Source organism: Sphingosinicella sp. BN140058, from assembly GCF_004135585.1.
Classification (GTDB): domain Bacteria; phylum Pseudomonadota; class Alphaproteobacteria; order Sphingomonadales; family Sphingomonadaceae; genus Allosphingosinicella.
The window spans coordinates 2,453,270-2,478,601 of the sequence record NZ_CP035501.1 but is presented as its reverse complement, the minus strand read 5'-3'; the positions used below and the strand labels follow the sequence as shown (position 1 = coordinate 2,478,601).

Genomic DNA, 25,332 nt, shown 5'->3' with positions numbered 1-25,332 from the left:
CGCCCTTCTTTCGACCGCTTGCACCCGGGTGACCGACCATCAGGGCTATCTCGCCGACGAGGCGCTGATCACCGCGGTGCAACCGGGGGTCGACAATCGCGAATCCGTGCAGGCGACGCTTGGGCGCCCGACCTTCACCGGCCAGTTCAGCGATACCGACTGGTATTACGTTTCCCGCACGACCAAGAATCTGGCCTTCAACAAGCCGCAGCCGAACGCGCAAACGGTGCTGCGGGTGCGCTTCGACGCGGCCGGCAACGTCGCCTCGGTCGACCGCAAGGGCCTGGAACAGGTCGTGTCGATCGATCCGAGCAAGGACAAGACGCCGACGCTCGGCCGCAATCGCAGCTTCCTCGACGAGCTGTTCGGCAATATCGGCGCGGTCGGATCGGGCACTGCGCCGGGCGGCCAGAATACCGGGTCGCCCGACAATCCCCGCTGATCGCATCGGCTGAGAGAGAAAAGGCCGCCTTGCTCGAGGAGAGCGAGGCGGCCTTCTCGTTTCTGCGAGCGGATCCTTCTCAGCCGACGATGCCGCCGGCGCCGAGCACGGCGAGCGTGACGAGATCGGACGACGTCGCCGTCATCGGCGCGACCTGGACCGGCTGGGCCATCCCGATCAGCATCGGCCCGATCACCGAATCGCCGCCGAGCTCGGCAAGCAGCTTCGCCGAGATGTTGGCGGATTGCAGGCCCGGCATGATCAGCACGTTGGCCGGACCGGTCAGACGGCTGAACGGATAGACTCGCTGCAGGGCCGGATTGAGCGCCACGTCCGGCGCCATCTCGCCCTCATATTCGAAGTCGACGCTGCGATTGTCGAGAATCCGGACGGCACCGCGGATGTTGTCGAGGAACACGCCCTCCGGGTTGCCGAAATTGGAATAGGACAGGAAGGCGACACGGGGCTCGTGCCCCATCCTGCGGGCCACCGCCGCCGTCTGGGTGGCGATGTCGGCAAGCTGATCGGCATCGGGCCGTTCCGTAACCGTGGTGTCGGCCATGAAGATGGTGTGGGTCTTGCCGACGAGAATGTGGATTCCGAACGGCGTGCAGGACGGCTTCGCATCGAGCACGCGCAGGAACTGCCGCAAAGTCTGGGCGTAGGGCCGGGTGACGCCGCTGATCAGCACGTCGCCTTCGCCGAGCGCCATCAGCAAGGCCGCAAAGGTATTGCGATCCTGGTTGACCATGCGCTCGATCTCGCGGTGGAGCCGACCGCGGCGCTGCAGCCGATTGTAGAGATAATCGACCATCTCGGGGACGCGGCCGTAAGTGCGGCTGTTGATCAGCTCGAAGCTCTGCGGATCGTCGACTCCTAGCGCCCGCAACCGGTCGTAGACGTCCTCGCGGCCGACCAGAACCGGAACACCGTAGCCGCCGTCGCGGAAGGCGATCGCAGCCCGGAGCACGACATCTTCCTCGCCCTCGGCGAAGATCACCCGCTTCGGATTCGCCCGGGCCGATTCATAGGCGGCGCCGAGCACCGACGTGGTCGGATTGAGCCGGGAGCGGAGCGCGGTGCGATAGGCCGCCATGTCCTTGATCGGAAAACGTGCGACCCCGGTGTCCATCGCCGCCTGGGCCACGGCGGCGGGGACGATCTCCATCAGCCGCGGATCGAACGGCGCCGGGATGATGTAGTCCGGGCCGAAGCTGTGCGCGCGCCCGTAGGCGGCGGCAACCTCTTCGGGCACCTGCTGACGAGCGAGCGCCGCGAGCGCCTGGGCGGCGGCGATCTTCATCTCGTCGTTGATCGTGGTCGCCCGCACGTCGAGGGCGCCGCGGAACAGGAAGGGGAAGCCGAGGACGTTGTTGACCTGGTTCGGGAAGTCCGATCGCCCGGTGGCGACGATCGCGTCGGGACGGGCCGCCTTGGCGTCGGGCGGCATGATCTCCGGATCGGGATTGGCCATCGCGAAGATGATCGGCTGCGGCGCCATGTCCTTGACCATCTCCGGCTTCAGCGCACCCGCGGCGGAGAGGCCGAGGAAGATGTCGGCACCGACCAGCGCCTCGGCCAGCGTCCGGCGATCGGTCGGAACCGCATGCGCCGACTTCCACTGGTCGAGATCGGTACGCTCCGGGTAGATGACCCCGGTCCGGTCGCACATCAGCACATGATCGTGGCGCACGCCCATCGCCTTGATCAGCTCGGTGCAGGCGATCGCGGCGGCGCCGGCGCCGTTCACCACCACCTTGACGTCCTTGAGGTCGCGCCCGGTAAGGTAGCAGGCGTTGATCAGGCCGGCGGCGGTGATGATCGCGGTGCCGTGCTGATCGTCGTGGAAAACGGGGATGTTCATCCGTTCCTTGAGCGCCTGCTCGATGATGAAGCAGTCCGGTGCGGCGATGTCTTCCAGATTGATCCCGCCGAAGCTCGGCTCCAGCAGCGCGACAGCGTTGATGAATGCTTCGGCGTCCTGGGTGTCGACCTCCAGATCGATCGAATCGACGTCGGCGAAGCGCTTGAACAGCACCGCTTTGCCTTCCATCACCGGCTTGGAGGCGAGCGCCCCGAGATTGCCAAGGCCGAGAATGGCGGTGCCGTTGGAGATCACGGCGACCAGATTGCCCTTGGCGGTGTAATCATAAGCAGCGGCGGGATCCTCCGCGATCGCCCGCACCGGCACAGCGACTCCCGGTGAATAAGCGAGGCTGAGATCACGCTGGGTCGCCATCGGCTTCGACGCGACGATCTCGATCTTCCCGGGCCGCCCATGGGCGTGGAAGTTGAGTGCTTCCTGCTCCGAGAATTTGACGTTGCTGCCTTCGTTCATGATCGCGCCTTTTTCTTTTACCTTACCGTCCCTCTAAGGCCTTGCGGCGGAAGGGAGCAACCCGTCGATTGCCGTCGCCCCCGACGCTACGTCAGGGCTGGCCACCGCCGCGGTGATCCGCGCTGAGCGCGCTGTGCCGCGCCGCGGCGAAAAGCTGGGGACGAAAGGAAGGAAGCCGTTCCGCTTTCGGCTGCGAGGCTTTATCCGTTGCGCCATGGCGACGAAGGTGAAGACAGAGACAGCGGAGGGCGAGCGTAGCGTCGCCGCGCCGACTCCGATGATGGCGCAATATCTGACGCTGAAGGCGCAAACACAGGATTGCTTGCTCTTCTACCGGATGGGCGACTTCTTCGAACTGTTCTTCGACGACGCCAAGGCGGCGGCGCAATGCCTCGACATCGCCCTCACCTCGCGCGGCGAACATCAAGGTGCGCCGATTCCGATGTGCGGCGTGCCGATCCACGCCGCCGAAAACTATCTCGCGCGGCTGATCAAGGCGGGACATCGGGTCGCGATCGCCGAGCAGACGGAGAGCCCGGCCGAGGCGAAGAAACGCGGATCGAAATCGGTGGTCAACCGCGCCATCGTCCGGGTCGTCACCGCCGGCACCCTGACCGAGGAAGCCCTGCTCGATTCCCGCGCGGCCAATTGGCTGGTCGCGGTCGCGAAGGCGGGCGAGCGCTTCGGCATCGCCGCCGCCGATATTTCAACCGGGCGGTTCGAGCTCGGATCGATCCCTGCCGCGTCTCTCGACGCCGAACTCGCTCGCCTCGCGGCGGCCGAGATCATCGCCGCCGAGCCGATCGCCGGCGTCGAAGTCCAGGAGCGCTGCGGCGGGTTCGACAGCCTGAGCGCCGAGAAGCGCCTCAGGGAGCGGTTCGATGTCCTCACGCTCGACGGCTTCGGCAGCTTCGACCGGCCCGCGCTCTGCGCTGCGGGCGGACTCCTCACCTATCTCGACGAGGTCGCCCGCGAGTCGGTGCCGTTCCTGAGGCCGCCGGTGGTGCGCGCCTCCGGCGACCACATGATGATCGATGCGGCGACCCGCGAGAGCCTCGAGCTGACCGCCTCGACGTCAGGGGGCCGTACCGGCAGCCTGCTCCACGCGGTCGACCGGACCGTGACCGGTGCCGGCGCGCGGCTGCTCGCCTCCGACATCGGCGCACCCTTGCTCGATCGCGCCGCAATCGAGGCGCGGCTCGATCTCGTCACGCTGTTCGAGCGCGACGCCGGCAGCCGCGATCTTGTGCGCCGCCAGCTGAAGGCCCTGCCGGACATCGGCCGCGCGCTCGGCCGACTGGTGGCCGGCCGCGGCTGCCCGCGCGATCTCGGCCAGCTGCGCGACGGTCTCGGCGAGGCACGCCGCCTTCATGCGCGGCTGGCCGCATTGCCGGATCAACCGGCGCTGCTCGTGGCGCTGCTGCCGGCGCTCACCGGCCATGGCGAGCTCGTCGACCTGCTGTCGCGCGCTCTGGTACCGTCGCCGCCGATCGATGCCGCGCAAGGCGGCTATATCGCCGAAGGCTATGATGCGGCGCTCGATACATTGCGCGCGACGGGCGGCGAGGGACGGCGGGCGATCGCGTCGCTGGAGGCGGAGTATCGGCAACGGACCGGCATCGCCGCGCTCAAGATCCGGCACAATGGCGTGCTCGGCTACCATATCGAAGTGCCGGCCAAGCATGCCGATCCGTTGATGGCCGCCGATTCGGGTTTCACCCATCGCCAGACCATGGCCGGGGCGGTGCGCTTCAACGCCCCCGATCTTCACGATCAGGCATTGCGGGTCGGCCAGGCGGGTGCCCATGCGCTGGCGGCCGAAGCCGCCCATCTGGAGACGTTGATCGGGGAGGCGCTGCAGCGTGCCGAGGCAATCGCCGCCGCCGCCGATGCGCTCGCCCGGCTCGACGTTTCGGCAAGCCTCGCCGAACGCGCGATCGAAGGCGGTTGGTCGCGCCCCCACTTCGTCGGCCACAATTGCTTCGAGATCGAGGGCGGACGCCATCCCGTCGTCGAGGATGCGGTGCGCGCGTCGGGCGGCCGCTTCGTCGCCAACGATTGCGGGCTGTCGGAGCAGGAACGGCTATGGCTGGTCACCGGCCCGAACATGGGCGGCAAATCGACCTTCCTGCGCCAGAATGCGCTGATCGCCGTGCTTGCGCAGGCCGGCGCCTACGTTCCGGCCACGCGCGCGACGCTGGGTCTCGTCGACCGTCTGTTCAGCCGAGTCGGCGCCTCCGACAATCTCGCGCGCGGACGATCGACCTTCATGGTTGAGATGGTCGAAACCGCGGCGATCCTGTCGCAGGCGACGGAGCGCAGCTTCGTCATTCTCGACGAGGTCGGCCGCGGCACCTCGACCTATGACGGGCTCGCGATCGCATGGGCGGTGGTGGAAGCGATCCACGACCGCAATCGCTGCCGCTGCCTGTTCGCCACCCACTATCACGAGCTTACGAGACTTGCCGAACGGCTCGATGCGCTGTCGCTCCACCATGTCCGCGCCCGCGAATGGAAAGGCGATCTCGTCCTCCTCCACGAACTGGGCCGCGGCCCGGCGGACCGCAGCTACGGCCTTGCCGTGGCGAAGCTCGCCGGCCTGCCCGGACCGGTGCTGGCCCGGGCGAAATCGGTGCTCGCCAAGCTCGAGCAGGGCAAGGCCGCGACCGGCGGGATCGCCGCCGGTCTCGACGATCTGCCGCTGTTCGCCGCGGCGGCCCAAGCCGAGGAGGAGGCGGTGGATCCGCTTCATGCCGCCTTGAGCGAGATCGACGCCGATTCGCTGAGCCCCCGCGACGCGCTTGAGCTGGTCTACCGGCTCAAGCGGCTCGCCGCCGAGGCCGGCGGATGACGACCCGCTTCGCCCTCGTCCCCGCCAAGAAGGCGATCATCGACCGCCGCGAGCTTGCCGATCGGCTCGCCGCGCTGGACGGGGACGAGGCGGCGCGGCGCCTGGCCGCGACCCGCCTGCTCAAGGAAGCAATGCAAGCGGGGCGGACCGAAATCGCGCGCCGCTTCGCGGAGCGGCCCTGGCAGGGCACCGAGACGGCGGCGGCCTATGCCTTCCTGACCGACCAGGTGCTGCGGCTGGCGTACGATTTCATCGTCACCTGTCTCTACCCGCTGCACAATCCGACGGAGGCGGAGCGGCTGCTGTTGATGGCGGTCGGCGGCTACGGACGGGGCGAGATGGCGCTCCACTCCGACGTCGACATCGCTTTCGTGACCCCGTGGAAGCCGACTCCGTGGACCGAGCAGGTCATCGAATCGATGCTCTATTTGCTGTGGGATCTCGGCCTCAAAGTCGGCCATTCCAGCCGCTCGGTGGGCGAGATGATCGCCGTCGCGATCGCGGATCACACGGTGCGCACCGCGTTGCTCGAGGCGCGCTATCTGTGGGGCGACGAGCGTCTCTACGCGGAGTGCGAGCAGCGCTTCCACAAGGAGGTGGTCGCCGGCACCGTCCGCCAGTTCGTCAGCGAGAAGCTTCAGGAACGCAACGCCCGTCACGAACGAATGGGCGACAGCCGCTACGTCGTCGAGCCCAACGTCAAGGAGGGCAAGGGCGGCCTTCGCGACCTCCACACTTTGTTCTGGATCGGGAAATATGCCTACAAGGTGGGCAGCGTCGCCGAACTGGTCGAGGTCGGACTGCTGACCCCCGACGAGTTGCGCCAGTTCCAGCGCGCCGAGCGCTTCCTGTGGGCCGTGCGCTGCCATCTCCACCTCGTTGCCAATCGCGCCGAGGAGCGTCTGACCTTCGACTATCAGCGCGAGATCGCGACAAGGATGAACTACGCGCAGCGGCCGGGCACCTTTCCGGTCGAGCGCTTCATGCGGCACTATTTCCTGCACGCGAAGATGGTCGGCGATCTGACCGGGGTGTTCCTCGCCCATCTCGACGAGAAGTTCGCCCGCAGGGGCATGCGCTTCGGCTTTCCGGCGCTCACCCGCAGGCGGCGCAAGCTCGACGGCTTCGTGCTCGAGCGCGGCCGGCTGGCGCTGCCGAATGACGATTTCTTTCGGGACGATCCCGCGAGACTGTTGCAGATCTTCGCGCTGGCCGATCGGGATGGCCTGGAGATCCACCCGCTGGCGATGCGCGCCGCGGCCCGCGACGCCAAGCTGATCGACCGCGACGTGCGTGCCGATCCGCGCGCCAACGCCCTGTTTCTCGACGTGCTGACCTCCCCGCGCGATCCGGAGACGGTGCTGCGCTGGATGAACGAGGCCGGGGTGTTCGGCCGCTTCGTACCCGAATTCGGCCGTGTCGTGGCGCAGATGCAGTTCGACATGTACCATCATTATACCGTCGACGAGCACACCATCCGCGCGATCGGCCTGCTCGCGCGGATCGAGCGCGGCGAACTCAAGGAGGATCATCCGCTCGCCACCTCCATCTTCAAGTCGATCACCTCGCGGCGCGTGCTCTATGTGGCGGTGCTGCTCCACGACATCGCCAAGGGACGCGGCGGCGACCATTCGATTCTCGGCGCCGAGATCGCGGAAAGCCTCTGCCCGCGTTTCGGCCTGACCGAAGCCGAGACGGATGCGGTCGCGTGGCTGGTGCGCTGGCACCTGCAAATGTCGGCGACCGCGTTCAAGCGGGACCTTTCCGATCCCAAGACGATCCAGGACTTCGCAGAGCATGTGAAGAGCCTGGAGCGGCTGCGCTTGCTGCTGGTGCTCACCATCGTCGACATCCGGGCGGTCGGGCCGGGCGTGTGGAACAGCTGGAAGCGGCAGCTGCTGCGCGAATTGTTCGATTCCGCCGAGGAGGTGCTTCGTCTCGGCCACAAGGAGACCGGCCGCAAGGAGCGGATCGCGGAGATCCAGGCGGAGCTCGCAGGACGGCTCAAGTGGGACGAGAGCCGGTTCGAACGCCTCGTCTGGCGGCTGCCCGGAAGCTATTTCCTGGCCGAGCCGATCGAGGTCATCGAACGCAACGCCAGGCTGATGGACGCCTGCGATCGCGCACCCGGCGTAGAATGCCCGATCTCGACCTCGGTCCAGACCGAGCGCGGGGCCACTCTGGTTTCGGTCTATGCGCCCGATCGCCGCGGCCTGTTCTTCCGGCTTACCGGTGCGATCAGCCTTGCCGGCGGCAACATCATCGACGCGCGGATCCACACCACCAATGACGGCATGGCGATCGACAATTTCCTGATCCAGGAGCCCAGCGGGGGCCCTTATGCGGATCGGCACCAGCTGAAACGCCTCGAGGAGATGGTGCTGCGCGCGGTCGAGGGGGCCGAGATCCCGATGGAGCGGCTCGAATCGCGGGCGCTGCCGCTCGCCCGCGCCGAAGCCTTCCCGGTCCATCCCGAAGTGTTCATCGATAACAATGCGTCGAGCCGCTACACGGTTGTCGAGATCAACGCGCGCGACCGCGCGGCGCTGCTCAGCGGCCTCGCCCGCGCCCTCTACGATCTGAAGATCATCGTCCATTCGGCCCATATCGCCACCTATGGCGAGCGGGCCGTCGACGTTTTCTACCTGACCGATGCCGCGCGGGAGAAGATCGTCTCCCCAACCAGGCTCAAGGCGCTGCAGGAGCGATTGCTGAAAGCCGCGTCCGAGCCCGCCGCCGGACAGAAAGCCGCCTGATCCGCTTGCGGAAAGACGGAAAAGGGCCCCCGGCGGCTGCCGAGGGCCCTTCCCCCTGTTAGGCATCCTCGGCCCCGAGAGGCCGAAACCTGGATCAGAACTTGAACCGGCCGGTCACGCCGTAGGTGCGCGGTTCGGCCAGGAAGGACGAGAACAGCTGGTTGCCGACCGAGCCGAAGGCCTGGGTCTGGGCAATGCTGCCGGCGCCCTGGAACGGCGTGTTGAAAGCGACCTGCTGATATTGGACGTTGAAGATGTTCTGGCCCCAGAATTCCAGCGCCCAGCGCTGACCGGGTCCGCGAATGCCGACGCGGGCATTGACCACGGTGAAGCCGTCCTGCGCCTTTTCCGGGAACAGATCGGAGCCGGTGTTGAAGTCCGAGGTCATGCGGGCATCGACGTAGACCAGGCCCGAAAGGCCGCTGGTGCCGATGTCGGGCGTGAACGACATCGAGGTCGTCACGACATTCTTCGGAGCGTTGGAAAGCTGGCTGCCCGGCAGCAGGAACAGGGCCGGGCTGAGCGCCTCGCCTTCGGAGCTGCCGACCAGGTTCCGCTTATAGTGGGTGTCGGCATAGGTGTAGCCGGCGGTGATCGCGAGATCCGGTGACGGGAACAAAGAGGCTTCCAGCTCGACGCCCTGCGAAATCACGCCGGCCTTGGTCTTGCCGGTGCAGACGCCGGTGGTCGCGCTGTTGTCCATGTCGGCACCGTTCAGATCGTCGGAGCAGGACGCGATGTTCTGGACGATGAAGATCGAGCCGTTGAACGTGTTGAGCTGGAAGGTCTTGAACTCCTGCCGGAAGGCGGCGACGTTCAGGTTGAACTTGCGCAGGTTCCACTTGGCGCCGAGTTCGAACGCGTCGACCTTCTCCGGTTCGAAGCGCAGGCCGGGAGCGTCGGCATTGGTGCGCGGCGAGAAGACGCCGTTGATGCCGCCGAGATCCGAACGGTCGAGATTGTAGCCGCCGGCCTTGTAGCCCTTCGAATAGCTGGCATAGGTCATCAGCCGCGGCGTCGGCTTCCACGACAGCACCGCCGTTCCCGTCCATTCGCTCTCGCTGAAATCGTCGTTTAGGGCGAGGCCGTTGAGGCTCGAACTCGAATTGCCGGTGCAGGTCAGGGTGACGATGCCGCCGGCAATGGCGCCGAGCGCCGGATTGGCGAGCAGAGGCCCGAGCGCGGCCTGCTGCGCCGGACAGACATTGTTGTTGTTGTTGAAGCTGGCGTCGAACTCCTTGCGCTCGTGGGTGTAGCGCGCGCCGAGAGTCAGGCTGAGGCCGTCGGTGATGTTGAAGATATTGTGGGTGAACAGCGCCCAGTTCTCGCTCGACTGATTGTAGATGGCGCGCTGGTCGCCGAGGTCGTTGAGGGTGGACAGGCGGTCGATACCGCCGAGGACGAGCGGGGTCGCCGGGCCGAAGGCCGGCGTGGTGCCGGGGACGAGCCCGGAGAGGATCGCGCGGCCGGTGGGGCTGAGGCAGCCCGCCCGGGTCGGATCGCGAAGCACCGGATTGGGATTGATCGTCGCGACGATCCGGCACGATGCGAAGGCGCCATATTGCGTGCCGAACTTCAGATTGTCGGACACCTGCAGTTTCTCGTTGGCGTAATAGCCGCCGATCAGCCAGTCGAGCTTGTCGTTGAACGCCGCACCCTGCAGGCGCAGTTCCTGGGTGAAGGTTTTGAACCGGCGGTAGGCAAGGCCGTCGTCGGCGCGATAGGTGATGTCGACGTTGGAGTAGTCGACGTCGCCCGCACCGCCGGATTTGTAATAGCGATAGGCGCTGATCGAGGTCAAAGTCGCGCCGCCGAAATCGTAGTTGAGCTCGCCGGAAAGACCCCAATCCTTGGTCGTGTTCTTGAAGGTGCGGTTGGGGCTCAGCGTGACCTCGCGATCATAAGGATCGGCGGGCGGAAAGCTGACGACGCCGCCGAGCCTGCGCAGAACGTCGACGATGCGGTTGCTGGGACTGAGCGCGAAGGCGCCGTCGGTGTTGAAACCGGGCGTCGTCGGGTTGGCGGTGGGATCGACCGTTTCCTTGGTGGCGACATAGACGGCGGCGCAGCAGCTCTCGTTGCGATGCGTGTAGTCGCCGATCAGCCGGAAGCTGAGATCCTCGCTGGGCTGGAACAGCAATTGTCCGCGCACGAAGTAGCGATCGCGATCGTTGACCTCGCTCTCGCTGTCGCCGCCCTGGGTGATGTTGCGGTAGAAGCCGTCGCGCTGGACGGCGACGCCGTCCAGGCGGAAGGCGAGAGTATCTGTGATCGGGCCGGTGATGCCGCCGGCAAAGCGCCACAGATCGTAATTGCCGTAGGTGACCTCCCCGCCGCCGCCGAACTCGAAGGCGGGCTTCTTCGACACGATGTTGATCAGGCCGGCCGAAGCGTTGCGGCCGAACAACGTGCCCTGCGGACCGCGCAGAACTTCGACCCGCTCGATCTCGCCGAGTTCGTTGAGGCCGACGCCGGTGCGGCTCCGATAGACGCCGTCGATGAAGACCGCGACCGAGCTCTCAAGCCCGGGGTTGTCGCCGACGGTGCCGATGCCGCGGATACGGGCCGAGCCGTTGGCCTCCGTGCCGGTCGACGAGACGAGCAGCGACGGCGCGAGCTGGTTGAGGGTGCGGATGTCGGTGGCACCCGAATTCTGCAGACTCTCCGCAGTCACCGCGCTGACGGCGATCGGCACGTCCGACAGAGGGCTGGCGCGCCGATTGGCGGTGATGATGATTTCGTTGCCGGTCTGCCCGCCCTCATCTGCGGCAGCGCCCTGATTGGGGCTGCCCTGCTGGACCGCGCCACTCGCTGCCGTGGCGCTGTCCGGCCCCTGACCCTCGGGCGTATTGTCCTGCGCATAGGCCGGCGCGGCGGCCATTGCGGCGATCCCGGCCGACAGAAGCCAAAAGGACTTCGACATAGTGCATCCTCCCTCAAACGACTTTTTGTCTGTTTTTTTGAGAGGCTAATGAAAGATGCAGCGGTCAGGAAGCTGGAAACGGCGCTTTTCCGCCGATTCCGACGAATTCATGGCGTTTGCGCAACATTATCGGTTGCGGACAGAAACCATAGAGAAGTGCTTCCGCTACGGCATCCTCATGCGATGCAAAAAGCCGCCCCTCGAGCGTCTGCAGCGGCAGACTTCGAGGAGCGGCTGTTTGTCCCGATTTGCACCGCTATTCGGTACGATCGCAGCGCGCGAAGGCGGGTTCGGCAGCTTCACCGGCTCGACGAACCGGCGGTCGCCACGAATCAGCGCGGCGACAGCACCATCAGCATCTGCCGGCCTTCCATGCGCGGATGCTGCTCGACCTTGGCGATTTCCGCCACGCCTTCCTGCACCCGGTGGAGAAGCTGCATGCCGAGCTGACCATGGGCGAGCTCGCGACCACGGAAGCGCAGGGTGATCTTCACCTTGTCGCCTTCCTTGATGAAGTCGACGACCTTCTTCATCTTGGTGTCGTAATCGTGATCGTCGATGTTCGGACGCATCTTGATCTCCTTGATCTCCTGCGTCTTCTGCGACTTGCGGGCGAGGTTCGCCTTTTTCTGCGCCTCGTACTTGAACTTGCCTACATCGAGGAACTTGCACACGGGCGGATCGGCGCCCGGTGAGACCTCGACCAGGTCGAGGCCGACTTCCGCAGCCTGCTCCATCGCTTCGGCGGTGAGCATTACGCCGAGATTCTCGCCATTCTCATCGATCACGCGCACACGCGGCACGGAGATGAATTCGTTGAAGCGAGGACCGTTCATCGGCGGGGCGACAGGGCGCCTCATCATTGGCGGACGTATAGCAAAATCTCCATCTAGACCTATTCAGGGGCACAGGTAGTCAATCCCGCCCCTGATTGAAAGATGGAGCGGTGACCAGCCGAGTCATTTTTTCGCGCCGTCGCAGCGGGGCAACATTGCCGCCGCTGCGTTCGGTCGACGCCTGCGAACGCTCAGTTCGGGCGAAGATCCGGCGGCGTCGCCTCGGCGACCAGCCGCGCGACCAGCGCGTCCAGTGAAAGCACCTCCTGCCGCGCGTCGACGCCGAGCGGGCGAAGTGCCACGGTGCGCTCTTCCGCCTCGCGCTTGCCGATGACGAGCAGGTTCGGGACCTTCTTCAAGCTGTGTTCGCGGACCTTGTAGTTGATCTTCTCGTTGCGCAGATCGGCCTCGACGCGAAGCCCGACAGCGCGCAGCGTCCGCACGACTTCGTCGGCATAATCGTCCGCGTCCGAAACAATCGTCGCGACCACTGCCTGGACCGGCGCCAGCCAGGCCGGGAAGCGGCCGGCATGATGCTCGATGAGGATGCCGATGAAGCGCTCGAAGGTGCCGAGGATGGCGCGGTGGAGCATCACCGGACGATGGCGTTGGCCGTCTTCACCGATGTAGCTCGCATCGAGCCGCTCCGGCAGAACCGTGTCCGCCTGGATGGTGCCGACCTGCCAGGTCCGCCCGATCGCGTCGCGCAGGTGGAATTCGAGCTTTGGCGCATAGAAGGCGCCTTCGCCGGGAAGCTCTTCCCAGCCGTAATCCTCGGTATCGCGGCCGGCGGCACGGACGGCGTCTCGAAGGATCTGCTCCGCCTTGTCCCAATCGGCGTCGGAGCCGAAGCGCTGATCCGGGCGAAGCGCGAGCTTGATCGCGTAATTGTCGAAGCCGAGATCGCGATAGATGCTGTCGAGCAGATCGCAGAATTCCCGAATTTCGTCGATCAGCTGGTCTTCGCGGCAGAAGATGTGGGCATCGTCCTGGGTGAACTGGCGCACGCGCATGATGCCGTGCAGGGCGCCGTGGGGCTCGTTGCGGTGGCAGCAGCCGAATTCGGCCATGCGGATCGGCAGATCGCGATAGGATTTGATGCCCTGGCGGAAGATCAGCACGTGCGCCGGGCAGTTCATCGGCTTGAGCGCCATCAGATCGGCGTCGCCGGACAGCACCGGGGCCTCGTCCTCGGTGCTCGGGATCTCGTCCGGCACGACGAACATGTTCTCGCGATACTTGCCCCAGTGACCCGATTGCTCCCACTGGCGGGCGTCCATCAGCTGCGGAGTCTTGACCTCGCGATAGCCGGTCGCGTCCAGGCGGCGCCGCATATAGGCTTCGAGCGCGCGCCAGACGACATAGCCGTTCGGGTGCCAGAACACCGAGCCCTGCGCTTCGGACTGAAGGTGGAACAGGTCCATCTCCTGGCCGATGCGGCGATGGTCGCGCTTGGCGGCCTCCTCGAGCCGAACCAGGTGAGCATCGAGCTGCTTCTTGTTGAGCCAGCCGGTGCCGTAGATACGCGACAGCATCGCGTTCTTCTGATCGCCGCGCCAATAGGCGCCGGAGACCCGGGTCAGCCTGAACGCGTTCGGATCGAGCTTGCCGGTCGAGGCGAGGTGCGGACCGCGGCAGAGATCGACCCACTCGCCGGAGCGATACATGGTGATCGTCTCCTGCTCCGGCAGCTCCATCACCCACTCGGCCTTGAAGCTTTCGCCGCTCTTCTCGAAGAAGTCGCGGACCTGATCGCGAGTCCAGACCTCGCGAATCAGCGGTGCGTCCTGGGCGATCACCCGGCGCATTTCGGCCTCGATCGCCGGCAGATCCTCGTCGGTGAACGGCCCGCGCCCCGCCGCCGGCGCGAAATCGTAATAGAAGCCGTCCTCGGTCGCCGGTCCGAACGTGATCTGCGTGCCGGGGAACAGATTCTGCACCGCCTCGGCGAGGACGTGCGCATAATCGTGGCGGACGAGCTCGAGCGCCTCCTTCTCGTCGCGCGCGGTGACGAGCGCGAGCTCGGCATCGCCCTCGAGCGGACGGTTCAGGTCGCGCAGCTCGCCGTTGACGCGAGCGGCGAGCGCCGCCTTGGCGAGGCCGGGGCCGATCGCGGCGGCGATGTCGCCCGGCGTAGTCCCCGGCTCGACCTCGCGAACGGAACCATCGGGCAGGCGGATCTGGAAAGGCTTGGTCATGACGGCGTGCATGTAGCGTTCCGTTCCCGCTTCCTCCAGTCCTGCGCTTCGATTTCCCGATGCGCGCGCTTTCGGCGGCGGTCCCGGCTGGGCTACAGCGCGGCATGACCGAACTTCGTCACCTCCAAACGCGGGGCCGCCGCCTCGCCTACCGTCACCGCGCCGGCCGCGGGCCCACCCTCGTCTTTTTGCCCGGCTACATGTCCGACATGGACGGGAGCAAGGCGACCGCGCTCGATGCGTGGGCCGAGGCCCAGGGGCGCGCGATGCTGCGCTTCGATTATGCCGGCTGCGGCCTCAGCGACGGGCGCTTCGAGGATCAGGGCCTCGCCGACTGGCGCGACGATGCGCTGGCGATGATCGATTCGGTTGCACAGGGGCCGGTGGTGCTGGTCGGGTCGTCGATGGGCGGCTGGCTGATGCTGTTGGCGGCGATCGCCCGCCCGGAGCGCGTCGAGGGTCTGGTCGGCATCGCCGCGGCGCCGGATTTCACCGACTGGGGCTTCACCGACGCGCAGAAAGCCGAACTGCGCGAGAAGGGGCGGGTCGAGGAGATCTCGCCTTATTCCGACGCGCCCTACGTCACCACCCGCACATTCTGGGAGAGCGGCGAAAGCCTCAAGCTGCTTGATCGAGAGGTGGCGATCGACTGCCCCGTCCGCCTGCTCCACGGCACCGCGGATGCCGATGTGCCCTGGCGGCTCTCGCTCACCCTGATGGAGATGCTCCGTTCAGCCGACATGCAGACGCAACTCGTCAAGGGCGGGGATCATCGCCTGTCGCGTCCGGAGGACATCGCTTTGCTGATCGCGACGGTGGCAACTCTCCTGGAGAGACCGTGACTCCCATCCTGCTCGCTTTCGCCGCCGCCGTGCAGGCCGCACCCGCTTCCGCGCCCCTCAAGACCTCGGCCGAATGCGCCGCCTTGGTCAAGCAATCTCCCGAGGCTGCGATCGCCGCAGCCGACCAGTGGCGGATCAAGGGCGGCGGCCTCGATGCCCGGGCCTGCCTCGGCCTGGCCTATTCGGCCGCCGGACGCTGGGATGCCGCCGCCACGACGATGGAGGCCGCGGCACGCGAGGCCGAATCGACCAAGGATCTGCGCAGCGCGGATTTCTGGGCGCAGGCCGGCAACGCCTGGCTCGCCGCCGGCCAGGGCGTCAATGCGCGCAAGGCGCTGGACGCGGCGCTCGCCAGCCCGACCCTTACCTCCGAGCTGCGCGGCGAGGTGCATCTCGATCGTGCCCGTGCCGCCGTGCAAGCGGGTGATCTTGTCGGCGCCCGCGTCGACATCGACAAGAGCCTGCAACTGGTCCCCGCCGATCCGTTCGCCTGGTATCTCTCCGCCGCCCTGGCGCGGCGCCAGAACGATCTGCCGCGCGCGCAGAAGGATATCGCCAAGGCGGTCGAGCTCGCCCCGGGCGAAGCGCCGATCCTGCTCGAAGCGGGCAACATCGCGGGCGTCTCGGGCGAGCTGGAGGCGGCGCAGGGACTGTTCGCGCGGGCGATGCGCGCGGCGCCGGATTCCGACGCGGGCAAGGCCGCTGCGGCGGCGATCGCCGCCAACAGCGAAAGCTCTCCCCGTACGCCGGCACCGCCGCCAAGCGCAGCGGACAAGCCGCGCGCCTGATCCGTCAGCCAGCCTGCGAGGCTGCGAGGCTACGAGCCTGTCCGGAGACAGGGTCGGAAACTTGATTTTGGCAAGAGCCAGGAACGCGTCCCGGTAACGCAGCCACGCGCGCTGGGCGTCGCAGATGCGGGTGCGGGTGCGGGTGACCGCAACGGGTAATTCCTCGCTTTCGGCCCCGGCAAGCGCCTTGCGATAGGCGGCGTTCAACCGTGCGTCGGCGGCACGATCGCAGCTTCGGCCTCGCGGTCGGCGATCGTGAATGACTGACCAACTTCGGTCGAGCATTTTGATGGAACCTCCGCTTCCTAATCGCGGCTCTTCCCGTAGCGCTAGGCGGGCTTGGCGAGCCGGTCGACGAAGATGGTGTTGGCGAAAGTTTCGAACAGCGGCTCGTAGCCGCTGCTGCCGAGCAGGTCGTGGAACCGTCTGTCCTTGCCGTATCGCTCGGGATCGACCTGTCCCGTCTCAACACAGAACAGGAACGGGCGCCAACGGTCAAAATTCCACGCCGAAAGGACATCGAAATCCAAGCCTTCGATATCGATCGAGGCGAGGTCGATGGCCTTCGTGCCTACTTCAGCCTCGAGAAGATCGTTGATCCCAATCACCGCGACCTGAACCACCTGCTCGCTCCTCGCGAGCCCGCGCGATACGATCCGCTCCTCCCATTCCGAGGAAAGCGTCGACAGACCGTCCATGTCCATCACGTGGAGGTCGATCGTGCCGCTCCCCTCGGCAAGAACGCCGCGGTTGACGACCCTGTCCCGGGGTCGCTTCTTGCGTAGCCTCGCGGTCAGAAGCGGGTTGGCCTCGACGAGCACACCGGAGGCGCCATCCCGGTAGAACAGGTAGGTATTGGAATGGAGTACTGGGCGGTTGGCTCCGATATCGACATAGAATCGGCAAGTCCGTCCCAGCGTGCGCAGATAGGCCGCAATCGAAGCGTCCTCACCGAACTGCGAGAAGCCCGAGCGCGCGTGCACCTTCAGGTCGAGAAAGCGCTGGAGATAATAGCGCCGGTCCGTCGGCGGCAGCGACACAAATCGCCGTGCCAGTGAAACAATCCCCATGGGTCCCGCCTTCCGTTCCTGCCCCGTGTTGATGCCGCGCGAGCCGGATCGCGTTCCCTGCGACGGCGCACGATCACCTGCGGCAACGGTACGAAGCGGAGTCTTGCGGCTTTGGCAAGCGCCGGCGCCGCTGCGCCTAGAAAGTCTTCGCCAGCCGGTGTGCGGGTGGTGCCGTCGATGATCGCGCCGACCGCACCGGGCCGTGCGCCCCGCCCCGGATTCGGAAGCGGGAAAGGCGGCGGTGGCGGCGATCTGCGCCGACAGCGCAGGCTCTGCCACACTGAAACCAGCGAAGACGGAGACCAAGCCGCGCGCTTGACCTCGTGCTATTCGGGCGTCTCGAGCATCTCCGTGCGCTTGTCGGTGAGCCATGCAGCAAGACTGTCGGAGGGCAGGCTCGGAAACTTGATCTTGGCGAAGGCGAGGAAAGCATCCCGATAGCGCAGCCAAGCGCGCTGGGCGTCACGGATGCCGGTGCGGGTGACCGCGCCGGGGAAATCCTCGCCCTCCACTCCGGCCAATGCCTTCCGGTACGCGGCGTTCAGGCGGGTGTCTGCGGCGCGATACTGCGCCGTCGAGAACGCCGGCGCTTTCCCGCTGGAGAGGCGCTGGAGCGTGTCCAGGAAGTCGCGCTTCAAGCGCTCCTCCGAAGCGATCTGCATGGCAGCACGCGCAGTGCCGGACAGATCGACTTCGCCCTGGCCGTGGGCGTCGACGAAGGCGGTTTGCGCCTGCTGGAGCTTGGCGAAGGCCTGGCGCTCAGCGGGGCTCCAGCGGCCGATCACAGCCGAGAGCGCGGCATCGCGCTTCGCCCCGTCGATCCGGGCGGAATGCGCGGAGCAATAGCCCATCGCGAGGCCGCTGGTGATGTCGTCGCAGAAGTGGAAATCGCTCCCGGACCATTTCTTCGCCTTGAGCTCGGCGAGATGCAGAACGCGGCCATCCGATTCCATCACCGAGCCTTCGATCCCGCAGGCGAGGTGGGTGGCCACATCGAGGTCACGCTTGGCGCCCATGCCGTTGGCATAGATGGTCATCAGCATCGTGCTTCCGGCCATCACCCCTTCGTCACCGGCGTCTCGCTCCAAGAAGGCGCATTGCCGCGCCTTGATCGGATCCGCCTTGATTCCAATCCCGTAATAAAGCGCCTCGGAATCGCAGCCCTTGAGCGCGGCGGCGGTGCGGGCGTCCGGGCGATCCGCCGGCGGCGGCTCCCGCGTCCGCACGGCGCGGCAGAGCGCCTTCGATTCCTGCAGCTTCTGCGAAAGCTCGCTGGTGTCGTCGCCCCAATCATAGGCCGGCGGAGCCGCGGCGACGGCGACGGCGAGCCCGGCCAAAGCCATCAATTCAGCAACAAGCTTCATGCGATCCCTTTGCACTTTGCTTCGACCCCGGCGAGGTCATGATCTGGCGCGGGACGACGTCGTGCAATAGGGCATCGGCATGACATTGTCCCTTATCGACCGCATCGGCGATATTCTCCGCAGGGCCGCCGCTGAGGCGGTTCTACCGCGCTATCGCGCCCTGGCCTCGCATCAGGTGGAGGAGAAGTCGCCCGGCGAACTGGTCACGATCGCCGATCGGGACGCGGAGGCGGCGATCGCACGCGGCCTGGACGGTCTGGTACCGGGTGCACGCTTCGTCGGTGAGGAGGCTTGCGCGCGCGACCCTTCTCTTCTGGAAAGGATCGACGAAGGGGACGTCTGGATCGTCGACCCGCTCGACGGGACGGCCAACTTCGCCTCGGGTGATGGCCCCTTCGCGATGATGGTGGCGTTGCTTCGTGACGGCGAGATCGTCGCCGGCTGCATCTACGAGCCGCTCACGGAGAGAATGGCAGCCGCCGAGTACGGCGGCGGTGCTTTTCTGGACGGCCATCGCCTGCACGTATCGGCGCGGCAGGGGCGTGTTGAAGACAGGCGCGGGATCATCAGCAGCTTCATGCTGCCGGAGGACATGATCGCACCGGCGGCCGCGGTGCGCTCGACGGTGTCGCAAGTCGCGCCGAGCCGGCGCTGTGCGGGGCACGAATATCCGCGCGTTGCCACCGGCGAGATCGACTTTGCGCTCTACTGGCGGACGATCGTCTGGGATCACGCGCCCGGCGTGCTGTTCCTGAACGAAGCCGGCGGCGTCGCGCGGCGGCCGGACGGAAGCCCCTATCGCCCGGCTGTGGGCGGTACCGGCATGCTCCTCGCCCACAATCCGGAGATTGCCGACGAGGTGCAAACCTTGCTGCTCGGACGCCGCGCTTAGGCCTTCGCGAGGCGATCGAACGCCTGCAGCCGTGCCAGCAGGTCCGGCATTTCGGCGAGCGGGACCATGTTCGGGCCGTCGCTGGGCGCGCGATCGGGCTGCTCGTGAGTCTCGATGAAGACGGCGGCAACGCCGACCGCCACCGCAGCACGGGCCAACGCCGGCACGAACTCGCGCTGTCCGCCCGAACTTCCGCCCTGTCCGCCGGGCTGCTGGACCGAATGGGTCGCATCGAACATCACCGGGAAGCCCGTCTGCGCCATGATCGGCAGGGAGCGCATGTCACTGACCAGGGTGTTGTAGCCGAAGCTTGCGCCGCGCTCGCACAGGATAATGTTGTCGTTGCCGGCCGCTACGAGCTTGGCAGCGACGTTCTTCATGTCCCAGGGCGCGAGGAACTGCCCCTTCTTGACGTTGATGACCTTGCCGGTCTGCGCGGCGGCGACCAGCAGATCCGTCTGTCGGCAGAGAAAGGCGGGGATCTGGAGGACGTCGACAGCTTCCGCAACGGGTGCGCATTGGGACGCGTCGTGGACGTCGGTCAGCACCGGGCAGCCGAATGTCTCGCGAATCTCCGCAAAGACCGACAGCGCGGCGTCGAGCCCGATGCCGCGGGCGGATCCGATGGAGGTGCGATTACCCTTGTCGAACGAGGATTTGTAGATGAGGCCGAGACCGAGCCTGCCGCACAGGCTGGTCAGGGCCTCGGCCATTTCGAGCGCGTGCTCGCGGCTTTCCATCGCGCAGGGGCCGGCAATCAGCACGAACGGCTTGTCGTTGGCGATCTCGAACGCGCCGACTTTGACGGTCTTCATCACAGGATTCCTTAGAAGGCGCCGCATTCGGCGAGAATTTCGTTCACGTCGCGGCCGCGCGCCGCAAACATGCGGATCCGGGCCTCGTTCATCATCACGTCCCAGGCAGCCGCCTCGATCGCGTCCCAGTCGGCGGCGCGGACGACGATCACGCCATCTTCATCGGCAAAGACGACATCACCATTGGCAACCTCGACATCGCCCATGCGGACCGGCTTGTTCATCGATTTGACCGTGCCTTCGAACTTGATGTCGTCGCAATGGCTGCGGCGGGCATAGACGGGAAAGCCGAGCGCGCGGACATCGGCGGTATCGCGCGTGGTGCCGTCAACGATCGCACCGACGGCGCCTGAGCGGATCGCCAGATTGGCATTGAGGTCGCCGAAATAGGCGCGCTCAGGCACGTCGGTCGCCACCATCACGACGTCGCCTGGGCGGACAAACTGATAAGATTGAAGGGCGTCGTAAATGCCTTTCCACTTGCCGCCGGGGCTGCGATCGCTCGGATCCTCCAGCCGCGTGAGCTCGAGGGTGCGGGCGCGGCCCAGGATCTTGCCGCCGCTGGTCGGGCGCATTTCGGGCGGAAGCAGAACCTTGAGACCGCGCTCCTTGCAGATGTCCGCGAGGACGGTGGATGAGAGGTGCGGCAGCATTGCGCGGAACCGGGTGACTTCCTTGGCGCGCTGGCCGGCGGCGATGGTCTCGGCAATAACAAGGTCGGAATCGTGGTTGATGTCGATCAGCTCGATCGGATCGAGATCGAACAAAATCGGTCGTGTGCCGAAGCGGCGGGTCGGCACCACGCCGTCTGGACCACGGCGGACGATGTATAGGCTCATCGCCTCGATCACCGTCGGCGGCAGATCGACGCTGTTCGGGATCCGGCCGGTGCCGTAGGCCGGCGTCTGCCCGTCCCAGCAATATTGCTTGCCGCGGGTGACCGCGACGAGGCTGTCCGCTTCCGGATCGGCGAGCAACGCGTCGATCGCGCGGCCGATCGTGTCGGCGGAGACGAACGGCGCGGTGCAGAGAATCTGGATCCACAGGTCGGCATCCGGACGCTGGGCACACTCCCAGGCGAACAGCTCGTGGCCGTCGGTGCCGTTGGTGGCGAGTTCCGGGGGACGGGCAAGATGGCTCACCGCAAGATCGTCGGCCAGGGCGGCCAGCTCCGCACTGTCCGTGTCGAGGCAGACTTCGACGATTGCAGAGCAGGCAAGGGCCTGGCGAAGCTTACGCTTGAAGAGATGCTCGCCGTCAAGCACCCGAAGGTTCTTGGAAGCGACGCGCTCGCTATGGCCCTTGGCCGGGACGAAGGCGACGATGTTCATGAAGGTCCGATCAGCGCTGGAGAAGGTCGTTGGCGTGGAGCATGCCCTGCAGGCGTCCGTCGGGGTCGACGACCGGGAGAACGAGAATGCCTGGGGTCTGTCCGAGGCCGAGCAGGACGTCACCGAGCGTCGCGTCCGCACCGACGACACGCGGCTTGGGCTGCATCACCTCGTGAGCGACGATGGTGTATAGATCCTTGCGCGCCTGCAGGTGTCGGCGGATGTCGCCGTCGGTGACGAGCCCGATCAGCTTTGCGTCATGGTCGATGACGCAGGCGGCGCCCATGCGATGCCCGGACATCACAGCAAGCAGCTCAGCGACCGACGCTGACGGGAGAACGACGGGCAGATCCTCGCCTTGACGCATCAACGTCCGCACCGGAATCATCTGGCGGCCGAGCAGGCCTGCCGGGTGGTGGCGCAGGAAGTCTTCACGGGTGAAGTTCCGCGCCCGGCTGACGGCGACGGCGAGCGCATCCCCAATCGCCATGGAAAGCGTGGTGCTGGAAGTCGGCGCCATGCCGATGTGATCGGCCTCGGCTTCGACATGTGCAGCGATGAGGTGGTCCACCGCTCGCGCAAGCGGCGAGTCTCCCCGTCCGATGATTCCGACCAGCTTGCAGTCGCGGCTCTTGAGCAACGGCAAGATGCGCACGATTTCCTCGGTGGCGCCACTGTTGGAGAACAGGATGACCACGTTGCCAGTCTGCACGGCGCCCAGATCACCATGCGCGGCCTCGCCGGCGTTGAGAACGAAAGCAGGCGTGCCGAGGCTCGACAAGGTCGCTGCGAGCTTGGCGGCGATCAGCCCGGACTTGCCCATGCCCAGGCATACGATCGGACGCTCTTGGGCGGCGAGCAGGTCGACGATTTCGGCGATCCCCGCTTCCGGGAGCTCAGCGAGAAACGCATCCAGCGCGGAGCGCTCTGCCGCAATGACGTCGCGGAACCAGCGGTGCGCGGGCGGCGTCGGAGCGGCGGGACGGGGTGCTAGAGCAAGGGCGCTCATTTAAACAGCTCCGGAAGGACCGCGCGAACCCGGTTGAGGCTCGCATCCCAGCGGCGCGGTTGAAGGGAAGAGGCAGCGCGGTCGAGGATTTCCGCGGCGGTGAGCGTTGGATCTTTCGGATCGAACGCATTGTTGGCGAGGTGGAAGGCGGTCCAAAGCCGCGCGCTGGATTCCTCAGCGACGTTGGCGGATCCCGATTCGATTGCCTTCAAGAAGCTCTCCAAGTCGGCATAAGCCGAAAGCCAGTCTCCGCCGGCAAAATGGGAGCGTCGTAGCAGCGGCGTCCCGCACAGCGGCGCGAGTGCGAACGCTTTCGAATCGTGAACAATCAGGCCGTCGACATGCGGCGCAAGTGCCAAGGTCGACGACATACCGTCGATCGTGGGAGGGAGCAGGACGGTGGTTCCGCCGGCTTTGGCGACGGCCGCTTCAAGGGCGCTATTATCGACGTAGAGCTGGTTCAGCGGATGGTTGGTCAGGGCGAGTGTGAACCTGCCGCGAAGGCGGTCCGCCATGTCCTTCACCAGGCGGTGGTTGGGACGCGGGCAGGCACGGTGCATCGCGAAGAAATTCTCTTCGTGATCATATTCGAGCGGGAGCAAGAGGATCGGACGATCGCTCGGAAGCCCTGCGGCAGCGAGGATGACCTCGCGACCGGCCGGGGCATGACAGTGGCGCTGCCGAAGCTTGGACCAAGCTGGTTCGATCGCCCTCATAAGGCAGTCGCGCGCGCTTTGCTCGAGCGGCGGCAGCAAGCCCTGATCGAGAGGCTGCTCCTGCAACATGATCCAATGGTCGGGCAGCTTGAATGGTGAAACACCGCCTTCCATCAGAAAGCGGATCGTGCCCGGGAATGCCTTGACGGTCTCGCAGTCGGCGCTCCGACAAAAAACAAAGTCTGGCGCAAGATCCTGCACGAACGCGATCATCTCGGTCGCAGCCCTAGGCCTGGTGCGTGTGCTCGGGTGATCGGGCCCGTCCATGATGCACCAGCGCACGTTGGGCAAGTCGACGCAGCGCGCGAGCTCCCGCTCGCCGAGCCCGGTTCCGCGCCAGGGCTTCGGTGCAAGCACCGTCACCTCTGCCGTGTCGGAGAGGCGCCGGATCAGCGGTTCGACGATGTTGTCGAACCACCATGACGTCACAACCGGGAGGTAAAAGAGGACCTTCATGCCGGCCTTCCCGGGGAAATAGCGGAGACGGGGCGGTGGGTCGAACCGGTGGAAAGCACGTTCAGTCCTTCGCGGGGTCGGCCGGAGAGAGCCCCGACCTTCCTCTATTTTATAGGACGGCAACCATCCGCCCGGACCGCGCAGCCGGAAAAAATTGCCTAGTGGCCGACAAGGGTCACGCGGCTTCGCCCAGGGCGGGCGCCTCGACGGAGTCCAGCCAGTCGTCGATCGTCTCGGCAAGCTCGCGCAGCAGGCCTGGGCGATAGTGGCTGACGTCGGCCATCTCCGTGCAGTCGGCCTGCGAAAGATCGACGATGTCGATCCCGTTCCACTCCGCCGCCGCTGACCGCCATTCGCCGTTGAAGCGCTGCGTCCGCTCGCGCGTGTGATTCATTTGCGGCCGGTACATTGCCTCCGGAGCATTGTCGGGCGGCAGCACGATCAGAGCGCGAATGCCCTGCTCGACGAAGAAGCCGCACAGCCGCCGCACGCAGTCGCGATAGAGGCCATGGTCGATCCACTGCGCCAAACCCGGCCAGCGCGGATCGGAATAGTCGATGCCTGCGCCGTAGACGACGACTGGCGGAAAGCTCTGCTCCAGATGGCTCTGGTCGTGCACCGAACGGAGTGCGAACAATCGGGGGTTGTTGTCGAACTCTATGCGGCGGCGATGGCGGCTGAAGTGGGCGATCCCGCCAGACTGGCAGTCGAACATGACGCGCAGAACCGGGCTTTGGGCGAGACCGTCGACCTGAGCGGCGACAAGTCGGGTCCGGACCTCCGAATCATGGAATGAGCAATCCTCGATCCAGACCGGATCGGTGGCGCTGAACCGTCCCTCCCAGCGGGAGATGTCGATTTCGGGCCATTTCTCGCGCACCTTGTTCAGCGCATAGGCTTCTAGCCCCATGTGCATCGCGCGGCAGGAGAATACGAAGTGACCGAATTCCTGGGTTCGGCGATCGACCATGACGAAGCCGACCAGCCCGTAATCGCCGTAGCGGTCCCAGGCGAAGATCGACCAGCTGTCATAGCCGACGACATCGATGATACAGGCTTCGAGCTCGGCCGGGTCCACCCGGGAACGAGTATAGTTGAGCTGGTTCGAGCGGTTGATCAGCTCGGCAATTCGGCCGGCGAAATCGAGATTGTCCATCAGGAATGGCGCACACGCCTTGATCTCACACGAATGCAGGAAGTGCTCGGTCCCCCCTGTCGTCAGCGCACGATCCTGCTTCTTGCGCTCCAGGATCCGGTATTCGGCAATTCGGTTGCGGGACGCCGGCTGCGCCTGCAGGATCCCGGCCAAACGGCTGTCGGCAGCGGGCTCACGAATGTCAACGACTTCGACTTCGGGTAGTTCGAAGCGCACCTCGTTCAAGTTGATCGGATTGTCGTCCACGAACAGCACGTCGCAGGCGCGCAGCTGCATATCACCGATGATCGCTGCGACGGCCGCCGCTTTCGGCGTGAACGCGATATGGGGAAAGACGAACTCGTCCCACAGGCCGTGTTCGACGAGTTTGGCCTTGGCCTTGCCGTAATCGTTCTTCGAGCAGATCGAGGACAGCACGCCGTGTGCGTTTAGAGCGCGGACCAGGCCGGCACGATACGCGTCAACGGCGATCTCATCGCCGTCGGCCAGTGTTCCCGACCACAAGGTGTCGTCGAGATCCCAGATTACCAGCTTGACCATCTTGCTCGG

General features: G+C 65.9%; 17 protein-coding genes and 1 pseudogene. 6 read left to right on the top strand and 12 right to left on the bottom strand.

What is annotated here, in order from left to right:
- Positions 1–28 precede the first annotated feature (28 nt).
- On the top strand, positions 29–442 hold the full coding sequence (locus ETR14_RS11230) for an outer membrane protein assembly factor BamE (protein ID WP_371416793.1): 414 nt from the start codon (positions 29–31) through the stop codon (positions 440–442).
- Between the two features lie 79 nt (positions 443–521).
- On the opposite strand, the gene ETR14_RS11225 is transcribed toward ETR14_RS11230, so the two are convergent.
- The gene (locus ETR14_RS11225) at positions 522–2,780 is read right to left on the bottom strand and encodes an NADP-dependent malic enzyme (protein ID WP_129384684.1); all 2,259 of its coding nucleotides are present in this window, start codon (positions 2,778–2,780) and stop codon (positions 522–524) included.
- A 277-nt stretch (positions 2,781–3,057) separates the two neighbouring features.
- Between ETR14_RS11225 and mutS the strand changes: the two genes are divergently transcribed.
- A complete protein-coding gene (mutS, locus tag ETR14_RS11220) occupies positions 3,058–5,631 on the top strand; it encodes a DNA mismatch repair protein MutS (protein ID WP_129391710.1) in 2,574 nt (857 codons plus the stop codon).
- Entirely contained in the window at positions 5,628–8,387 is a 2,760-nt protein-coding gene (locus ETR14_RS11215) for a [protein-PII] uridylyltransferase (protein WP_129384683.1), read from the top strand. Before mutS ends, ETR14_RS11215 begins: the two co-directional genes overlap by 4 nt.
- A gap of 94 nt (positions 8,388–8,481) precedes the next feature.
- On the opposite strand, the gene ETR14_RS11210 is transcribed toward ETR14_RS11215, so the two are convergent.
- The 3 genes from ETR14_RS11210 to thrS all read right to left on the bottom strand — a co-directional run bounded on the left by ETR14_RS11210 (position 8,482) and on the right by thrS (position 14,344).
- Positions 8,482–11,310, bottom strand: a complete 2,829-nt coding sequence (locus ETR14_RS11210; protein WP_129384682.1) for a TonB-dependent receptor — start codon at positions 11,308–11,310, stop codon at positions 8,482–8,484.
- A 332-nt stretch (positions 11,311–11,642) separates the two neighbouring features.
- Positions 11,643–12,173, bottom strand: a complete 531-nt coding sequence (infC, locus tag ETR14_RS11205; protein ID WP_106511856.1) for a translation initiation factor IF-3 — start codon at positions 12,171–12,173, stop codon at positions 11,643–11,645.
- Between the two features lie 164 nt (positions 12,174–12,337).
- On the bottom strand, positions 12,338–14,344 hold the full coding sequence (gene thrS / locus ETR14_RS11200) for a threonine--tRNA ligase (protein WP_129384681.1): 2,007 nt from the start codon (positions 14,342–14,344) through the stop codon (positions 12,338–12,340).
- 104 nt (positions 14,345–14,448) lie between these two features.
- Between thrS and ETR14_RS11195 the strand changes: the two genes are divergently transcribed.
- Together ETR14_RS11195 and ETR14_RS29165 are read left to right on the top strand one after the other, a co-directional pair.
- Positions 14,449–15,186, top strand: a complete 738-nt coding sequence (locus tag ETR14_RS11195; RefSeq protein ID WP_129384680.1) for an alpha/beta fold hydrolase — start codon at positions 14,449–14,451, stop codon at positions 15,184–15,186.
- A complete protein-coding gene (locus ETR14_RS29165; protein ID WP_243455866.1) occupies positions 15,183–15,974 on the top strand; it encodes a hypothetical protein in 792 nt (263 codons plus the stop codon). Before ETR14_RS11195 ends, ETR14_RS29165 begins: the two co-directional genes overlap by 4 nt.
- Positions 15,975–16,112: 138 nt before the next feature.
- Here the strand turns inward: ETR14_RS29165 and ETR14_RS29725 are convergent.
- The 3 genes and pseudogenes from ETR14_RS29725 to ETR14_RS11180 all read right to left on the bottom strand — a co-directional run.
- A pseudogene (locus tag ETR14_RS29725) lies at positions 16,113–16,259 on the bottom strand (hypothetical protein); the annotation flags it as partial.
- Between the two features lie 44 nt (positions 16,260–16,303).
- Entirely contained in the window at positions 16,304–17,350 is a 1,047-nt protein-coding gene (locus ETR14_RS11185) for an FkbM family methyltransferase (protein ID WP_165356406.1), read from the bottom strand.
- 20 nt (positions 17,351–17,370) lie between these two features.
- Positions 17,371–18,408 carry a lysozyme inhibitor LprI family protein gene (locus ETR14_RS11180; RefSeq protein WP_129384677.1) on the bottom strand — a complete coding sequence of 346 codons (1,038 nt, stop codon included), beginning with the start codon at positions 18,406–18,408 and terminating at the stop codon, positions 17,371–17,373.
- 79 nt (positions 18,409–18,487) lie between these two features.
- On the opposite strand from ETR14_RS11180, the gene ETR14_RS11175 reads away from it, so the two are divergent.
- On the top strand, positions 18,488–19,300 hold the full coding sequence (locus ETR14_RS11175) for an inositol monophosphatase (protein WP_129384676.1): 813 nt from the start codon (positions 18,488–18,490) through the stop codon (positions 19,298–19,300).
- Here the strand turns inward: ETR14_RS11175 and kdsA are convergent.
- The 5 genes from kdsA to ETR14_RS11150 form a co-directional block, all read right to left on the bottom strand.
- Entirely contained in the window at positions 19,297–20,115 is an 819-nt protein-coding gene (gene kdsA, locus ETR14_RS11170; protein WP_129384675.1) for a 3-deoxy-8-phosphooctulonate synthase, read from the bottom strand. The two genes, ETR14_RS11175 and kdsA, sit on opposite strands and share 4 nt — an antisense overlap.
- An 11-nt stretch (positions 20,116–20,126) precedes the next feature.
- A complete protein-coding gene (locus tag ETR14_RS11165) occupies positions 20,127–21,446 on the bottom strand; it encodes a cytidylyltransferase domain-containing protein (protein WP_129384674.1) in 1,320 nt (439 codons plus the stop codon).
- Between the two features lie 10 nt (positions 21,447–21,456).
- Complete coding sequence (locus ETR14_RS11160; RefSeq protein ID WP_129384673.1) at positions 21,457–22,455, bottom strand: SIS domain-containing protein; 999 nt, start codon at positions 22,453–22,455, stop codon at positions 21,457–21,459.
- Positions 22,452–23,627 (bottom strand): hypothetical protein, encoded by a 1,176-nt coding sequence (locus tag ETR14_RS11155; protein ID WP_129384672.1) that lies wholly within the window; start codon positions 23,625–23,627, stop codon positions 22,452–22,454. Before ETR14_RS11155 ends, ETR14_RS11160 begins: the two co-directional genes overlap by 4 nt.
- Positions 23,628–23,802: 175 nt before the next feature.
- Positions 23,803–25,323 carry a hypothetical protein gene (locus ETR14_RS11150; RefSeq protein WP_129384671.1) on the bottom strand — a complete coding sequence of 507 codons (1,521 nt, stop codon included), beginning with the start codon at positions 25,321–25,323 and terminating at the stop codon, positions 23,803–23,805.
- Between the last annotated feature and the right edge of the window lie 9 nt (positions 25,324–25,332).

Coding starts and splice junctions, on each gene's coding strand:
- ETR14_RS11225 (WP_129384684.1), bottom strand. CDS start 2,780: ATGAACGAAGGCAGCAACGTCAAATTCTCGGAGCAGGAAGCACTCAAC.
- mutS (WP_129391710.1), top strand. CDS start 3,058: ATGATGGCGCAATATCTGACGCTGAAGGCGCAAACACAGGATTGCTTG.
- ETR14_RS11215 (WP_129384683.1), top strand. CDS start 5,628: ATGACGACCCGCTTCGCCCTCGTCCCCGCCAAGAAGGCGATCATCGAC.
- ETR14_RS11210 (WP_129384682.1), bottom strand. CDS start 11,310: ATGTCGAAGTCCTTTTGGCTTCTGTCGGCCGGGATCGCCGCAATGGCC.
- infC (WP_106511856.1), bottom strand. CDS start 12,173: ATGATGAGGCGCCCTGTCGCCCCGCCGATGAACGGTCCTCGCTTCAAC.
- thrS (WP_129384681.1), bottom strand. CDS start 14,344: ATGACCAAGCCTTTCCAGATCCGCCTGCCCGATGGTTCCGTTCGCGAG.
- ETR14_RS11195 (WP_129384680.1), top strand. CDS start 14,449: ATGACCGAACTTCGTCACCTCCAAACGCGGGGCCGCCGCCTCGCCTAC.
- ETR14_RS11180 (WP_129384677.1), bottom strand. CDS start 18,408: ATGAAGCTTGTTGCTGAATTGATGGCTTTGGCCGGGCTCGCCGTCGCC.
- ETR14_RS11175 (WP_129384676.1), top strand. CDS start 18,488: ATGACATTGTCCCTTATCGACCGCATCGGCGATATTCTCCGCAGGGCC.
- kdsA (WP_129384675.1), bottom strand. CDS start 20,115: ATGAAGACCGTCAAAGTCGGCGCGTTCGAGATCGCCAACGACAAGCCG.
- ETR14_RS11165 (WP_129384674.1), bottom strand. CDS start 21,446: ATGAACATCGTCGCCTTCGTCCCGGCCAAGGGCCATAGCGAGCGCGTC.
- ETR14_RS11160 (WP_129384673.1), bottom strand. CDS start 22,455: ATGAGCGCCCTTGCTCTAGCACCCCGTCCCGCCGCTCCGACGCCGCCC.
- ETR14_RS11155 (WP_129384672.1), bottom strand. CDS start 23,627: ATGAAGGTCCTCTTTTACCTCCCGGTTGTGACGTCATGGTGGTTCGAC.
- ETR14_RS11150 (WP_129384671.1), bottom strand. CDS start 25,323: ATGGTCAAGCTGGTAATCTGGGATCTCGACGACACCTTGTGGTCGGGA.